At 57.2% G+C, this 15,761-nt stretch carries 10 protein-coding genes; 6 read left to right on the top strand and 4 right to left on the bottom strand.

The genetic code is table 11. From position 1 onward, the window contains the following. Positions 1-722: 722 nt before the first annotated feature. The 5 genes from SH410x_RS07875 to SH410x_RS07895 all read left to right on the top strand — a co-directional run bounded on the left by SH410x_RS07875 (position 723) and on the right by SH410x_RS07895 (position 7,361). Positions 723-2,399 carry a solute:sodium symporter family transporter gene (locus tag SH410x_RS07875; RefSeq protein WP_473675961.1) on the top strand — a complete coding sequence of 559 codons (1,677 nt, stop codon included), beginning with the start codon at positions 723-725 and terminating at the stop codon, positions 2,397-2,399. A 32-nt stretch (positions 2,400-2,431) separates the two neighbouring features. Continuing rightward, positions 2,432-3,508, top strand: a complete 1,077-nt coding sequence (locus SH410x_RS07880) for an aldose epimerase family protein (RefSeq protein ID WP_473675963.1) — start codon at positions 2,432-2,434, stop codon at positions 3,506-3,508. A gap of 402 nt (positions 3,509-3,910) precedes the next feature. Further along, the gene (locus tag SH410x_RS07885; protein ID WP_473675965.1) at positions 3,911-4,351 is read left to right on the top strand and encodes a glycoside hydrolase family 2 protein; all 441 of its coding nucleotides are present in this window, start codon (positions 3,911-3,913) and stop codon (positions 4,349-4,351) included. 13 nt (positions 4,352-4,364) lie between these two features. Next, positions 4,365-4,532: a hypothetical protein gene (locus SH410x_RS07890; protein WP_473675967.1), complete on the top strand. Its 168-nt coding sequence runs from the start codon at positions 4,365-4,367 to the stop codon at positions 4,530-4,532. Between the two features lie 225 nt (positions 4,533-4,757). After that, positions 4,758-7,361, top strand: a complete 2,604-nt coding sequence (locus SH410x_RS07895) for a glutaminase family protein (RefSeq protein WP_473675969.1) — start codon at positions 4,758-4,760, stop codon at positions 7,359-7,361. A gap of 255 nt (positions 7,362-7,616) precedes the next feature. Here SH410x_RS07895 and SH410x_RS07900 read toward each other — a convergent pair whose 3' ends face one another. Then, positions 7,617-8,204, bottom strand: a complete 588-nt coding sequence (locus SH410x_RS07900) for a hypothetical protein (RefSeq protein ID WP_473675971.1) — start codon at positions 8,202-8,204, stop codon at positions 7,617-7,619. Between the two features lie 179 nt (positions 8,205-8,383). On the opposite strand from SH410x_RS07900, the gene SH410x_RS07905 reads away from it, so the two are divergent. Further along, the gene (locus SH410x_RS07905; protein WP_473675973.1) at positions 8,384-8,539 is read left to right on the top strand and encodes a hypothetical protein; all 156 of its coding nucleotides are present in this window, start codon (positions 8,384-8,386) and stop codon (positions 8,537-8,539) included. 329 nt (positions 8,540-8,868) lie between these two features. Here the strand turns inward: SH410x_RS07905 and SH410x_RS07910 are convergent, their stop codons facing one another. From SH410x_RS07910 to SH410x_RS07920, 3 genes are all read right to left on the bottom strand, one after another. After that, the gene (locus tag SH410x_RS07910; protein ID WP_473675975.1) at positions 8,869-13,605 is read right to left on the bottom strand and encodes a vWA domain-containing protein; all 4,737 of its coding nucleotides are present in this window, start codon (positions 13,603-13,605) and stop codon (positions 8,869-8,871) included. A 752-nt stretch (positions 13,606-14,357) separates the two neighbouring features. Further along, a complete protein-coding gene (locus SH410x_RS07915; RefSeq protein WP_473675977.1) occupies positions 14,358-14,588 on the bottom strand; it encodes a DUF4339 domain-containing protein in 231 nt (76 codons plus the stop codon). A gap of 171 nt (positions 14,589-14,759) precedes the next feature. Continuing rightward, on the bottom strand, positions 14,760-15,686 hold the full coding sequence (locus SH410x_RS07920) for a DUF6655 family protein (RefSeq protein WP_473675979.1): 927 nt from the start codon (positions 15,684-15,686) through the stop codon (positions 14,760-14,762). Positions 15,687-15,761: the final 75 nt, after the last annotated feature.

The following is a 15,761-nucleotide window of genomic DNA, read 5'->3' on the forward strand; positions in this document are numbered from 1 at the left end:
CAAAGCCCCGTGACCGACAGAGTCACGCGAAGCGGAGGACAGGAAGCTGGAATTCATGTTGCAAATACAATCTCGAAAGCTGATTTACCGCTCATGCCACATAACAGCACCAAAAAGCGGTCGCGTCGAGAGTGCGAATCTAGACAAGCTGCGAGACTTGCGCAATTTTAGCTCAGTCTCGCGATGCGAGTGTACTTGGCAAGCCCTATTTAGCAACGAAAATCACGTTCCATGAAGGGTTTGCGCCGCTGACGACTGGAGAAAACGATTGCACTAGTCGCAACACACCTACGTCGTCAGACGCTGACGAACCGGGAAAAGTTCCCTCAAGAGTCCGACCCTACTTTATCGGCTTAACAGGCTGTCTGAGCCAGTCAGAAAAGTAGTCCTTTGGGGGGCACGCTGAAATGAGAATTGCGCTGCCAAACTCATTGTTATTTCGCTCCATGCCGTTAAAGTAGGGGTTCTGTGCCGATCGACGCCATTGGCTTGAGTACTCTGCGGGGCGCCGCCATCGCCGCGATCCTCAAAAAACGTCGTTTCTGACGATTTTGCTTCAAGTCTATGCAGCGTTAAGGAACGAGCGGAAAAGGACTGTCTGAAATTGTGGCCGAACGCTCCGCGGTCGCCCATTCCGACCGCGGAGCGTTCGGCCACCTATTTTCCGCTCGTTCCTACGTGGAGCGGCACGCTCACCATTCTACTGTGCATGAAGGCCCCGCATGGATCTCGCGATCACGATCGTCTCATTTCTGTTTTTCACCGGCTTGGTCGGCGTACTGACGTGGTGGATTACCCGGAAGGATGATCACACCAGCACCCAGGGGTATTTTCTCGGCGGGCGGTCGCTGACGTTCCCGCTGATCGCCGGTTCCCTGTTGCTGACCAATCTATCGACTGAGCAGATGGTGGGGCTCAATGGTCTCGCCTTCACGGACGGTCTGTGCGTGATGGTATGGGAGGTCGTCTGTGTGATCGCGCTGGTATTCATGGCCTGGTTTTTCCTGCCGCGGTTCCTCAAGAGCGGCGTGGCGACGGTGCCGGAGTACCTCGAGATTCGCTTTGATCACCAGACTCAGGTGGTCACGAATTTGATTTTTCTATTGGCCTACGTGGGGATTTTGCTGCCCATCATTTTGTACACCGGTGCCCTGGGGATGATGGGGATTCTCGACGTGCCCTCGCTGCTCGGCGGTCTGCCGCAGACTCTGGACATGGCCCCGGATACGTTGTCCTTATGGTTGATCGTTTGGGCCGTGGGGATTGTGGGCTCGATTTACGCATTGTTTGGCGGTTTGCGAACGGTCGCGGTGTCGGACACCCTCAATGGGGTGGGCCTGCTCGTTGGCGGGTTACTGATTACTGGCTTTGCATTGTCGGCCCTCGGCGGGGACGCGGGCATCGTCGCCGGTGCGGAGTCGCTGCTCGATGAGCAGCGTGAACGCTTCAATTCGGTCGGCGGGCCCAACAGCTCGGTACCCTTTGGGACCATTTTTTCGGGCGTCTTCATCATCCAGTTGTTTTACTGGACCACCAACCAACAGATCATCCAGCGAACGTTTGGGGCCAGTAGTCTCGCCGAGGGCCAAAAAGGCGTGTTGTTGACCGGGGCTCTCAAACTGCTCGGCCCGCTATTTCTCGTCGTGCCTGGGATGATTGCCTTTTCGATGTTTGCAGACCAGGCAATCAAGCCAGACGAGGCGTACGGCAAACTCGTCAACCGTGTCTTGCCGCCACCGCTGACAGGCTTCTTTGCGGCCGCCATGATCGGTGCGGTGCTGTCCAGTTTCAACTCGGCACTGAACAGTTCCTGCACGCTGTTCAGCCTGGGACTCTACAAGGGTGTCTTTCGCAAGGATGCCGATCAAGCCAGTGTGGTGCGGTCGGGCAAAGTGTTCGGTTGGATTGTGGCCATCGTCGCGATGAGCGTGGCACCGTTGTTGGCGCAAACGACGAGCGTGTTTGGATATTTGCAAAAGATGAACGGCATGTACTTCATTCCCATCTTTGCCGTCGTCCTGATCGGAATGTTAACCCGCCGTGTGCCGGCAATCGCCGCGAAGATTGCCTTGCTGGCTGGATTCGTGGGGATTGCGATCGGTTACTTCGTCCCGCCGTTTGACAAGATTGTCGCCTCACTCCACGATTTTCATTTTCTCGGCCTCATGTTTTCATGGTTGGTCATTTTGATGTTGGTGATCGGCGAAATTTGGCCGCGAGAAACCGAGTTCGAACAACAGGACGTTGGTGCGGTCGACATGACGCCTTGGCGATATGCTGGACCGGTAGGCTGCCTGTTGATCGCAATTGTCTTCACCATCTATATCAGCTTTGCTGACTTTTCCGTGCTCGCTCCGGACCCCACTCCTCCGACCCCACTCGTCCAGGAACCCATATGAGAACGTTTCCTTTAACCTGTTTGGCTTTACTAATGACGCTCAATCTCTCGTCGGCCCCAGCTGCTTCGGACGCCGTGGTCGAAGATTTTGATTCGATCCAACTGTACACGCTCCGCAACGACCATGGCATGACCGTCAAGGTGACCAACTATGGTGCGATCATCACGTCGATCTTGGTCCCCGACCGAGATGGCAATCAGGCCGATGTGGTGCTCGGTTACCACAATGTCGAAGGATACATCAATGCCGTCGATAAACCCTATTTCGGCGCCGTTGTCGGCCGATATGGTAACCGGATCGCGAAAGGGACGTTCACGCTCGCTGGTGAAACCTATTCATTGGCGGTTAATAACGGAGAGAATTCCTTGCACGGTGGTGTCATTGGTTTTGACAAAGTCGTGTGGACGGTGAAATCCGTGGACAACCATTCGATCACGCTAAATTATCTCGCCAAAGACATGGAGGAAGGCTATCCCGGTAACCTCGATGTCACGGTGTCCTACACCGTCAACGACGACAACCAGCTCGTCGTCGACTATCACGCGACGACGGACAAAGCGACGCCGGTCAATCTCACTCAGCACACTTATTTCAATCTCAAGGGCGAGGGCGAGGGTACGATTCTCGACCACGAATTGAAACTGAACGCGAGCCATTATACGCCGGTCGATCAGGGGTTGATCCCTACCGGTGAGATACCAGCGGTCGCGGGCACACCGTTTGACTTCACAACAGCTAAAGCCATCGGTCGTGATATCGGCGTCGACAACGAACAGCTCGTCTTCGGCGGTGGTTTTGATCATAACTGGGTGCTCGACAAAAACGGCGAATCGGACAAGCCAACGCTCGCTGCCGAGGTGTACGATCCTACCAGCGGCCGGTTGTTGACGGTCAGTACCACCGAACCGGGCATCCAGTTCTACTGCGGCAACTTCCTCGACGGTCGCTTGCAGGGCAAGTCCGGTAAAAACTATCTGCACCGCAGTGGTTTCTGCTTGGAAACTCAACATTTCCCCGACAGCCCCAATCAACCGAACTTCCCGTCGACGATCCTGAATCCTGGTGAAACCTATCAAACACAGACCGTGTTTTCGTTCTCAACAAAGTAGGCTTGTTTCCCTATAAGCACATGCGCATCCGTTCTGGGATAAGCAGGTTCGGGTTGTTTGTCCCGGATAACCCTATTAGCCGTTTGGGCGTTAGGCTGGACCGCTAAACCTTTGGGGGTGCAATGCTTTTGCATTGCGCAAGTTTTCTTCTGCATCTCCGCCTCCTAAAGACCAGACTCCATTGTCCCGTCTCTCCTCTCTTCCGAAGCGGGGCAGAGGGGAGACTGGAAAGTTTTTGCTTCGCTTGGAATCAAAATGCAAGGCAGGATAATCGCGTCAGCTCCAAAGATTTAGCGGTCCAGCGTTAGCCCCGGTTACCGCGTGAACCGCGGAGCGTTTCGAGAACCGGGGCTAGCAGCGAATGGGTAATTCCATACGAAACCGTCCGCGGGCCAGCGTACGTTGCTGCATTTCGAAGCCGTGGACTATGCGAGCGAGATTTTTGTGAATGGTGCCTCGGTAGGCAAACATGTTGGTGGCAATACACCGTTTACGTTTGACATTACTGATGCCACCGAGGCATGGCAGCTCAATGGGAAACAACGCCGCAATCCCGGCGGTATCATGTACACCCAAGTTTCCGGCGTGTGGCAAACCGTGTGGACCGAGCAGGTACCTGCCAGCCACATCAGTGACCTGACTATTTTGACCGATGCCGAAGCTGGGACGATCAAGGTTACACCGGAGATTGAGAACAGCGATGCCGTCGCCATGATACGCGTTGTCGTCAAAGATGGTGACCAAGAGGTGGCCCACTCCCGTAGCATCGCCGGCGAGATTTCGATCACCGTTCCTGCCGAAAACGAAGGCGGAATACCGCGGTCGCTATGTCAAGTCGCTTGAGATTTTCGATGAGTTGCGTCAAAAAGGCATCGCCGGCGGCGTCTACACGCAGACGACCGACGTCGAAGGCGAGATCAACGGTTTGATGAGCTGCGACCGCAAGGTCATCAAAATCCCCGCCGAAGAACTCCACGAATTGCACCAACGACTCTACCAATCGTCTCACGTTGGAACGAATTAAGGGACCGAGCGGAAAATAAGTGGCCGAACGCTCCGCGGTCGGAATGGTCGACCGCGGAGCGTTCGGCCACAATATCAGACAGTCATTTTCCGCTCGTTCCTAAACATCCAACAAATGTGCCGTGTCGTCAGTGGCAACGATGACTCGGCAATTTGACGGTCCGATTCAGTACGCTCCTCTTTTTCCCGCTCGCTTCCCATCCTCCTCGGAATTACGTTTCGCAACATGATCCACTCGCTCAAACGACGTCGACCCGTGCTCTTGTGCCTGGTCGTATTCCTGTCCGCACCCGCAATCGGTAATTCCGCGGATGAAGCCGCGTTCCGGCCCCCCGCGATTCCACTGGTTGCCCACGACCCGTATTTCAGCGTGTGGTCACAATCGGATCATCTGTGGGCAACCAAGACCACGCACTGGACGGGTAAGTCGCAGCGGATGGGGGCGATCGTCCGCGTCGATGGTCACGCATATCGCTTGATGGGCAGTGGGCCACAAACCATCGCGGCGATGAAACAGGTCTCCGTCCACGTGCTACCGACTCGCACGATCTATCACTTTGCCGGTGGCGGTGTGCAGGTTCGATTGATGTTCACGACACCCGCTCTGCCGATGAACATTGAGATCCTCAGCCGACCGACGACGTATATCAACTGCGAAGTTTCGGCAATCGATAAGAAAACTCATGAAGTCGAATTTTACTTTGATGCTGGCGGCGAGCTGGCGACGAATGAAGGCCATCAGGAAGTAACCGGTCAAGCCGTCGCGATGGGCAATGCTGCCGGGCTGAAGATCGGTTCGGTCACCCAACAGGTGCTTGGCAAGTCCGGCGACGACTTGCGGATTGATTGGGGTTACCTCTACCTCACCGCACCGCGGGGTGTCCAAGCCAGCGCTGCGTTTGGTTCAGCCGACACGCTTCGTGACGCCTTTTCCGAAGCGGGGCCTCCCGCGATCACAACGGACAATCCCCAGTTTCCGATCGCTGCTGATCGAGTCGTTGCCGCGATCGCCATGCCAATCGGCAGCGTTGGCAGCGAGGCGGTTTCACGTTATGTACTGATCGCGTATGACGATTTGTACTCGATCGAGTTCATGACGAAGAAACTTCGCCCCTACTGGCGAAAGGATGGATGGGAAGCCAAAGACCTTATCGAAGCCGCGGTCAACGAGCATGATGAACTGGAAATTCGCTGTGCCGAATTCGATGCGGATCTAGTGTCCGACCTGAAGGCGGCCGGCGGCCAAGAATATGCAGACATGGGTGCCCTGGCGTTTCGGCAGTGCTTTGCGGCGGGCAAGTTCGTCGCCGACGCCAACGGACAACCGTTGCAGTTCAGCAAAGAGAATCATTCCAATGGATGTATCGCCACGTCGGACGTGTTCTATCCGATGATGCCACAGTTCCTGCTGTTTGGCCCCTCACTGACGAAGTCCGTGCTCGTACCGTTTATGGACTATGCCGCGTCAGATCGTTGGCCGTTCCCGTTCGCGCCACATGACTTGGGCACCTACCCCAAAGCCAACGGCCAGGTTTACGGCGGCGGTGAGACGAACGAAACCAATCAAATGCAAGTCGAAGAGAGCGGCAATATGCTGATCCTGTTCGGTGCTCTTGCCAAAATGGAAGGCAATGCCGACTTCGCGGGTCTGTATTGGGATGAACTGAGCGAATGGGCGGAATATCTCGAGAAGAAAGGATACGATCTCGATAACCAACTCAGTACCGATGACTTCTCTGGGCACCTCGCTCACAACGTCAACCTCAGCGCCAAAGCCATCTGTGGTCTCGGTTCCTATGCGATGATGTGCGAGATGCGAGGTGACGCCCAGAACGCCAAGAAGTATTCTGACATGGCACACGCGATGGTCAAAGAATGGATGAAGGCCGCCGACGATGGCGATCATTACCGTTTGGCGTTTGACCGCAGCGGCACGTGGAGCCAGAAATATAATTTAGTCTGGGACCGTATTCTCGGCTTGGATCTGTTCCCCGCCACAGTCGCCAAGACTGAGATGGAATACTACAAGAGAATTCAAAATAAGTATGGTCTGCCATTGGATAGTCGGTCCGATTACACCAAGCTCGACTGGATCCTCTGGTCGGCCACGCTCACCAACGATCGTGATGACTTCCTCGCGCTCATCGGCCCCGTTCATGATTTCTTAAGCGAAACTCCAGATCGTTCACCGATGACCGATTGGTACTTCACCTCAACGGCAAAAAAACGAGGCTTCACCGCTCGACCTGTCGTCGGTGGCGTGTTCCTAAAACTGCTCTACGATGCTGTGGTATGGTCAAAAGATGCAGCGATGGACGAAACGCAAGCGTCTGATTGGGCACCAATGCCCCGCCCACGTCAAACGCGTGCGATCGTACCAACGAGTGCCACAGCACAGGTGAAATGGCAATACACCTTCGAGACGCCAGCTGACACGTGGCACACTGCCGATTTCACGGCTGAAGATTGGAAAGAGGGGATGGGCGGCTTCGGTACCAACCAAACCCCCGGCACGACGATCGCGACGAACTGGAATACGCCGGACATCTGGGTCCGCCGTACGTTCCATATCGATCGCCCGATCCCAGCACAGGTCGGCTTGCGGATGTATCACGACGAGGATGCTCAGGTGTACATCAACGGTAAACTCGTCGCGAACGTGGGGGGATTCACTGGCAACTACCAGCTATTTGAGATCCCGTCCTCGACACTTCGCGAAGGCCAAAACGTGATGGCGATTCATTGTCACCAAACCACTGGTGGACAATACATCGATGCCGGCATCGATGAGCTCCTACCCGTCGAGACCGACGATAAGAGCGAGGACTGAATGCTGGCCAGTCCATTCGCGTCGAGAGCATTGTCATGAATGCCGTTAAGCGTCGTGGACGCTCGAGAGAGAGCTCAACACGACGATCTTCAACAGGCTGTCGATCGAGCGATTCGGTATCCAGCTCGTTTCGACGGGCATTTAGGCGTTCGAGTTGATCGCTTGGTTTCCGTCGATTGCCGTCTTGCCGATCGTGGATTGGCGGGATGGGCTTCCTTTGCAAACCACCCTCGCCGTTGCCCGTTTCCGTACTGCCTAGAGATTAGGCGTGGTGTAAGGCTCGACATCGCCCACCATGTGGAAGTGGTTGTGGTCAATGTAGACGACCTCGATGGCTTCGCGGTCATGCAGCGTGTGAGGCACAGGATAGCCGACGGTCGTGCGTTCGTCGAAGTAGATCGTGCACTTATAGTGGGCATGGTGCAGCTGTGCGGGGCCGATCAAAGGATAGAACCGCGGTGGATCGATGTAATCAGCGATCTTCTCTTTGATGATCCGCACATCATTGCGTTGCTTCTCCCAAATCAAAGGGATACCGCCTTGCACGGGCCGTGCCTCTTCGAGTGCGACCATGACTTCGTCGTCGCTCGGAGGATCCAGTGCTACCGGGTCGCCACCGGAAGTGGTGGGGCCCAAGATCGGCACGCGATCGTAGCGTTCCTTGTTATGGAACTTTTGTTCCTGCAGAAACTGGTAGTACGGGCTGACCGGAATCGGGTACTCCAGAAAGCCCAGGCTGATGTTGTTTCCACCGAGACCGTAGCAACCGCTGCAGGCCAGCGTCAGCAGGGCTGCTGTCCAGAGACTGAGGCGGGTCAGCGTCGAGTTGAGTATCCGGGTCATCCGAGTAACCTTCCGTGGTTTCGTCATATTTTAAAAAGCGTGCGGCTACCACGAGCAAAGTCGTAGTCAACGATTCAGGTAGTTCGCTTGCGTACTACCTCTATCGTGTCAATCTGTGCCGGTCTTGCGGATAATTCCGGAATTTCCCTTGAATTTCCCCCGTCAAGTAGCGAAATCCCATGTCCGACGCCCATTTTCGCATGCTTTTGACCGCTTCGACCCGCAACACATGGGTGGAGGCGGCTGTTTCTGCGGGCTATCACGCCCTCAGCGGCGGGTTTAGAAGGGGCGAAGGCACGTCAGCGGCCGGGTTGGCGCTGTTGTTTGGTGCCTGAGGGCGATCGGAATTCCGCCGCCTCACCGGGGCCGAGAAGCCCAACAGCCCGCGAACGGGCCGTTGGTTGGTCGGGAGACGGCCTCGTGAGGCCGTCTCCTAGACAGATTTGCGACGCATTCGATCGACCGCGGGGCGGCCTGCTAGCGAAATTGCCGCTTCGAAATGGTCGGCTCAGAAGCCGCGCAGGCATTCCCGCCCAGTTGGGAGAATCAAGATCGGGTAAGTTTTTACACAGAATGACTTGCGGATTTGAGGGTTCGCAAAACATCGCGAAGTGCTAGCAAAGTTTGACCCCGTAAAACACGGCGTTTTTTGCTTTACCGGAAATCATTGGAAGCCGCCGGTGCTTCCAGCGGTACCTCCAGTGGTACCTCCAGTGGTTCCTCCCGTTCCCGTACCGCTGGTTCCGGTATCACCCGTGACGTAGTTGAACGTGTAGATTTCACCGATCTGCATGAAGCTGGGTGAGGGGGTGATTCGCACGTACCGCCGGTCGGCCGAGATGATGGCAAGTCCCCTCAACATCGCACCTTCGGGGATGGTCGTGATTTGGGGCTGATACCCCACGGCACCCCGAGGAACGAACCCACCGGCGCCGAAGCCCAAACCACCTGGGCCAAGCGGGGAATACGAATCGGAAGAGGATCCCGATGACGAGGCCGCCAGAGCCGGGAAATCACGCAGGAACTGTTGCATGGCCGCATTATCGCCACCACCCGCAGCAGGGCCGACGAACTGCCCGAGCACTTCTCGCTCAGCCTTGCGACCGAAGTCAGCGAGGTGGGCGAGTTGGGCCTGCGCGAGTTCGTCGTGCCGTTGACCCGATTTAACCTCGAAAATGACTCGAGCGTTCTTTTCCATCAACGGAATCTGTTGGTGGATCACGCGTTGGGTGGGCCGCCCGACATCCGTTAGGATGTCCACGGTGACTTTACCCGTGGCCACGTTGCCCCAGATCCGATTGAGCGAGAGGCGATACTCGCCACTGAAACCACGAGGGCATAGGTAAGTTTCGCAAATCTGGCCGGACGGGTCGTCGCCGACGCCGGGGAAAGCATCCCCGAGCAGGGTTCCGCCACCGGCACTGACGGGAGATCCGAGGGAACAAATCGTTCCTGCAGGCTCTTCGATCGTCAGGTCGACGTCTGCATCACCGGTCCAGCAAACTCGCACGATCACATCGTGTGAGGTCGCACGGCGAAGTGCCTCGCTGAACATCGCTGCAGCTTCGGTTTCGCCTTTTTCGACGAGTTCTTGATACGTTGCACGAGCGAGCAACCGAGCTTCCTCAACCAGTGGTTGCATTTGCTCGGGCCACGCTTGTCCCAGTACGCCTTCACACGCCCAAGCTAAATCGCTGGGGCTGTCGAGGCGTTTGGCCAGTCGCAGTCCTGTCACGTAGGGCTCGCGTCGGTCGGGATCGATGGCGGAGAGTTGACGGCAGAGCTTCATTGCCACTGCGTCGTGGCGGATCGATTCGAGTCGTCCGATCACGTTGAGCACATCGTCAGGGGTCTCAGCAAAATCGACCGCTGAGAGCAAGGCGCGTTCTACCTCGGCGTCGGGGGCGTCGATCGCCACCAACGCAATTGCGTACGCCTGATACATCCATGGTTGGATCTGTCCGGCTGAGATAGCACCCCCGATGACGGCGCGAATTTCATCGAACTTCGCACGCGAGCCGGAGTCATCGCCATCAGCTTGCAGAGCCGCTGCTTTGACGTTGAGTTCGCCGACGGTCGCTTTAACGCGTCGATCGAGCACGGTCAGCTGTTCGACGGAGTTGATATTGAGTCCAGCGAAATAGCTGCGCCACTGATCGTCGACGGACTGACCGTCTTTGGCGGTCAACCGGATCGGGGCGTAATCATTGGGATTGCGTGAGATCGCAGGAGCGGGCGCAGGTTCCGCAGCCTCAGGAGCGGGTTGACTAACCTTGTCTTGCAAGGAGTGCTCATCGGGGATGACAAACATGCCGCCGCCCATGCCGCCACCCATGCCGCCGCCCATGCCGCCACCCATGCCGCCGCCCATGCCGCCGCCCATGCCGCCACCCATGCCGCCGCCCATGCCGCCACCCATGCCGCCACCCATGCCACCGCCCATGCCGCCGCCCATGCCGCCACCCATCTGGATGATGGGAACGACGAGGTCACCGACGGGATAGACTTTGGTCACAAGGTTGGTGTCGGCATCGTCTCGGGTTGTGATGCTCAGCACTTCGTCTTGAATCATGTACGTCAGCTCGAGATCGCGAAGCATCAGACGCAGGAATGAACGTAACGACACATTTTCAAGCGAAATGTTGACGGGTGTGTCTTCCGTCAATCCGATGCCTTCCAAGGCAGTCCGGTTGATGAGGATCGGAATGTCATGTTCCTCCGCGATCACACGCACAGCTTCATTGAGTGGTGTGTCAGGGAATCGATGTGAAGTTTCGTCATCCAACGAAGACTCGATACGACGTTCGGTTTCGCTGTCACCAACCAATTCAATTGCACCGTACCGTTCAATCCGGCGGCGGCTCAGACGCTGCCAGACGTCGGCATCGGGATAAACGATTGGTGGATCGTCGACGAACGGAATCGCGGATTTCAGAACGAGTGACATCGCGTCGATGAAGTTTCGTTCTCGCAGTTCGCGGTACCGACGATCCCGAGCGAAGGTCTGCAGCGAGAGCGTTTGATCCGTCACGTGCCGTCCCAGCACGCTATCGAATGTGATCGTATCACCTGAAATTCTAGCGATTTCCAATGACACGCCACCATCCGCTTCGGTATAGCGGCCTTCATCGATCAAGGCATTCATCTGTGCCGTGAGGGTCTTCAAACGGGCTTCGCGGCGGAAGGTTTCGTCGAGCAGGCGTGCCTGAGATGTCGCCGCAGCGGACTGGGCCTCGAGGTTGACCTGCTGTTCCAAGAACTTGGCTTCTCGCGACGAGGCGTTTTGGATTGCCGCACGCACTTCACCGACCAATTCGCGGCGCAGCTGTGGATCGATGTCGGGAGTCGTTTGAACGCGTGCGAGCAGGCTTTTTAGCCGGCCCGCTACCCCCACGGGGTCTTGCCGGATTTGACGTGTTGCTTCACGGAGTTGGGCGCGAACTTCCGCTCGCAATCGTCCCTCTTCTCGCGAACGCAGGCTATCGACGTTCCGCAGCAGCTCACCGCCGCTCTCACGCAGCTCATCGTCTCCCGGAGGAAGATTCATCATCGAGCCTCCGAAATTTCCCGGAGCGGCCATGCCCGCCCGCGGAGTCACTGCGCGAGTGTCGAGCGGTTGGGTGGGGGCAGCTGCGGCGGGTGGGTCGCCGGCACCGAAGGGATCATCCACAGGTGCCGAAGGCGGTGTGGGTTTCTCAACCCCAGCGGCGCCCGCAGGAGCGGCTGGTTGGGTTGGTGCTGCGGCGCCGAACGGATCGTCCACGGCCGTGTCGCCTGTCGGCGGGCCCGCTCCAGCGGCATCGCTGAATGGGTCATCGCTATCCATGGCCGCGTCGCTGCCGCCCGCTGCTGGGGCTTCTGCAGGTGTCGGTGCGGGATCACTGAAAGGGTCACTCGCGTCTCCCGCGGCAGTTCCGTCACCGCTGGGGGCATTGTCCTCGGTGCTGCCAAAGGGGTTGCTTTCAGCGTCGCCGAACAGATCATCGATCGATTTCTCATCGCCGGGGTTTTGGACGATGAGGGTTTGCTGAGAAGGGTCCGACAATTTCAACAATGCTTTCGCTTGTGGATTATTCGGGTCGTCACGCAACGCTTTCTCCGCGATCACCTTGGCTCCGCGACGGTTGCCCTGCTGCAGAGCCATGCTGCCGGCCTCGGTCAGCGTTTCGGCTCGCTGGGTGAGCATCGCAGCTGTTTGACGCAGCATCGGGGATCCTGCTGTGGGCAGCATCAATCCGTGAGCGGCTGTGTGCTCCGAAATCAAGCCTGGCAGAAACGCCATGTCCGGATTACTCGCTTCGACTTCGCCAGCGAGTTGGAGCGTGATTGATTGTCCTCCCGTCCGTCCTGTGAGCGTCAGGGACAGGTCCTTGGCGGAAGCGGGGAGCGTCCCCAGATAGATCGCGTCGCGATCCAAACGCAGGGGCGGGAATCGATTTCCGTGCACCCAGCTGAGTGAATCCGCATCGCCAGAGGCGTCGTTGTTCACGACGCTTTCAATCCAGATCGGAGCCATATGGGCCGAGTCGGCAACACCGCGTGCAATCACCGCGGGACCGCTTTGAGCAGGGTCATTACCGACTACGCCAATCACGCCACCGGTCTGATTCGCGAGAATTCCAACGGTCGCCAAGTTTTGGGTGGGGCCAATGACGATCGCATGAACACTGATGTGTTCGCCACGCAGCGAGTCCACCAAGCGTTCAAATTTCGCTGCGTTCTGCGTCGAGTCCAACGAGGTGCCGTCGCCGATGTACACGATCGATCGAGCGTGATCGTCACTGCGTGCGGCCAGTGACGAAGCGGCGCGGTCGAGCAATGCGGCCAGATTCGTATTGCCCAGCGGCAACCGGCGATCGAGTTGTTTGACCGCTGCGATGACTTCTGAGGCGAGGGCGGGCGTGAACTCTTCGGTCAACGCAACCGCTTCGACGTCGCCGGCGAATAGCTGGACTCGGGTGTCTTTATTTTCCAGCCGACGCAGTAGCATCTTCACCGCGGTCATGGAATCGGTTCGGAACTCGCCGACCTGACTCGCCGATGTATCGACAAGGACGACGACGTCCGCCGGAATTTTGGATGCGGCCGCCATGATCGCGTCGCCCGCGCTCGGTTGGACCGAAATCGCGATTGACTGTGAATCTGCCTGCCCCTCGTTACTGACGATCCGCGTGGCCGTTTCCGCCTGCAGTGCTGACTCGCCGGTCGTCGGCGGTGCTGCGTCCGCGGATGCCGCTGCAAAGCCGATGCCTGCATACAAAACCCCAGCGACCATCACTCGGGTTAACAGCGGGAACCGAGCACTGCCGGGAACGATCGCGGCTGTCATGCGGGGAGATTGGCTCGGCAGGGTCGCCGATGGCGGGATCGCCGGTGGAGAAAAGGCTGATAGCATCTTCATCAGTGACTCGAGATGGAGAAGAGGACAGAGGTGTGAGACTCGCTACTCTCAGTTTATTTCTTAAAAACGGAGAATCTACGAAAAAACGCTGGTTATCGGTCCGCGAAAGCAGAAAAGGTTGGGTTGTGAGGTGTATTATTTTGCAACACTTGTTGCGAAACACTACAGCGACCCGCTGCAATGGCTCCCGAGGAGCGTTCCATGACATCAGTAACGCGATTTGAGTGCCAAAGAAGGCGAAAGACAGGACGTTCTGCCGAGAGTTCGGATGGAACGAGGGCTGCCAGGACGAGGGCAGCCATGCGATCGCGACTCAACGCGTCCGCACCAGGCACCCACGCCGCTCGTGCGACGGCGAGGTGGCAACCGCCCCCAACGCGGCTGGAATTGGCTGGATGATCGAGTCGGAAAGATCTCAAATCCGTCGTTCGGCCTCTTTTGCCTGCCTTCATTTCCTGCCTTTCATCCCCACGCTTCACCCAGCCCAACGTTTCGGCTCGATGTATCGGGCAACGGGTTACAACGAAATTGCCGATGCGCCCGTGCCTAGATTGAGGTGGTTCGGCCTTTGGCACCTTCCCGCGTGACATTTATTTTACGATGAGCGTTAGGCAACATCTGAGCTGGCTGGGAACTGAAAAGATTAAATTGAAAACGAAAATGGGCTCACCATCGCCTCGTGCGGAGGATTTCAATCTTTCCTGCTCGACGTTCCCTTTGCAACGAATTCGACATCCGCCGTCCCCTTTCTCTCAACTGGCCCGCTCATCGGCATTCGGGTTTGCCTTGCGCCACCTTGTCATCGCAGGGCCAACGGTGCTCATCGGTACCCAACGGCCGCGAGTCTTGTGGCTTTGGACGAGGGTCTCCGGTTGGATTTTACCTTGATCGATCCGCAGTAGCAGATCTTGGTCAGTAAGCGGTCCAACTCGTTTGGCTTTCTGGAACCACCTGCTGCTCATGTAAAACCAATCCGCGCTCATCAAATCAGGCTCCGGTTTCTACTGCAGTTCTTCACGATGAAACGCCGTTAGACGCGTTTATCGGGGGTTGACAGCTCCCTATGCTATACCAAGCGGTGGTGTGATGAAAGGTTTAAATTGCTGTCGTGCGAGTGGGCTCGCGATCTGAACCGGTCCCAGGGGGTCGATCACTCAGCGTGTGATCGTCTCGGGATCCGTTTTGGTTTCGCGCGCGATCACAGGTTCGACGTCATCGCCGGGGACCAATCCGGCGCCGGGGATCATCCCACGGCCTCCACCGTCTGGTGAGGACAGGACGGGCCAACCGGCGTCAAACCGGGTCTCCGCCGTGAAGTCGACCGGCGGTCGTTCGAAGGATTTAGGTGGAGAACCAGATTCCTGCCTCCCGAATCGCAAGAGTTTGCTGCCGGCCAGACGAGTTTCCTTGCGAATCGATCCCGCTTGGAAGGGGCCCACCCCCATCACCCAGGTGTCCTTCGCCGTCGATCGTGATTGGCTAATTCCCGATTGCCAAATCGCGTGTCGAGTTTCTCGATCATACGCAAACGCCGCGATCTTGGCCGCACTTTCACGCGAGTCGCGGCGAGCGACCGCGATCTCGGGGATCTGCGGGACCTGCGGCGCCCCAGGCACCAGTGTCGCGGCTGATCCGAGTGCATTGTTTTCTGGAATCCCGTAGGTGACGCGGTGATCATCCGCGCCGAGTGTGCCGATTCTCGCCTCGATGATGATATCCGCTTCCTTTTCGGTGGCTTGCAGCAAACAGCCCGCCGCCATGATCTGTTGCCGTAGCGAGCTGGTCACATAGTCCGCATTGACGAACAAATCACCTTTGACCGATTTCAGGTAAGTCGTGTCGAGAAATACCTTTTCGCCACCGAGCGGCCGAAAATCGATGGTTGAAACACTGCGGTCGACGGCATCGGACAGCAGTAATTGCTGGGTGGCCAATTGCTCTTTCGTCGTCCCACAACCGCTGAGCACAAGGGTGAGTGCGGACAACACCACCAGGAACACGCCATGCCAGGCAAGTTCGCATTCAAGGCGGGACGGTAGTGCAAGTGGATAGAAACGCACGGGCGGGGTACGTGAACGCAAGCAGTTCACTCAAATGAAGGAGTTTCGAGGAGGGCGATCCTCATTCGAGGCTACCAAAGGCAGACTTACCAACGA

It is taken from the genome of Rhodopirellula sp. SH410 (genome assembly GCF_055811895.1).

What these genes read in the sequence shown, in the direction of transcription:
- SH410x_RS07900 (WP_473675971.1), bottom strand. Translation starts at nt 8,204, where the DNA reads ATGACCCGGATACTCAACTCGACGCTGACCCGCCTCAGTCTCTGGACA.
- SH410x_RS07910 (WP_473675975.1), bottom strand. Translation starts at nt 13,605, where the DNA reads ATGAAGATGCTATCAGCCTTTTCTCCACCGGCGATCCCGCCATCGGCG.
- SH410x_RS07905 (WP_473675973.1), top strand. Translation starts at nt 8,384, where the DNA reads ATGTCCGACGCCCATTTTCGCATGCTTTTGACCGCTTCGACCCGCAAC.
- SH410x_RS07875 (WP_473675961.1), top strand. Translation starts at nt 723, where the DNA reads ATGGATCTCGCGATCACGATCGTCTCATTTCTGTTTTTCACCGGCTTG.
- SH410x_RS07880 (WP_473675963.1), top strand. Translation starts at nt 2,432, where the DNA reads ATGACGCTCAATCTCTCGTCGGCCCCAGCTGCTTCGGACGCCGTGGTC.
- SH410x_RS07915 (WP_473675977.1), bottom strand. Translation starts at nt 14,588, where the DNA reads ATGAGCGCGGATTGGTTTTACATGAGCAGCAGGTGGTTCCAGAAAGCC.
- SH410x_RS07895 (WP_473675969.1), top strand. Translation starts at nt 4,758, where the DNA reads ATGATCCACTCGCTCAAACGACGTCGACCCGTGCTCTTGTGCCTGGTC.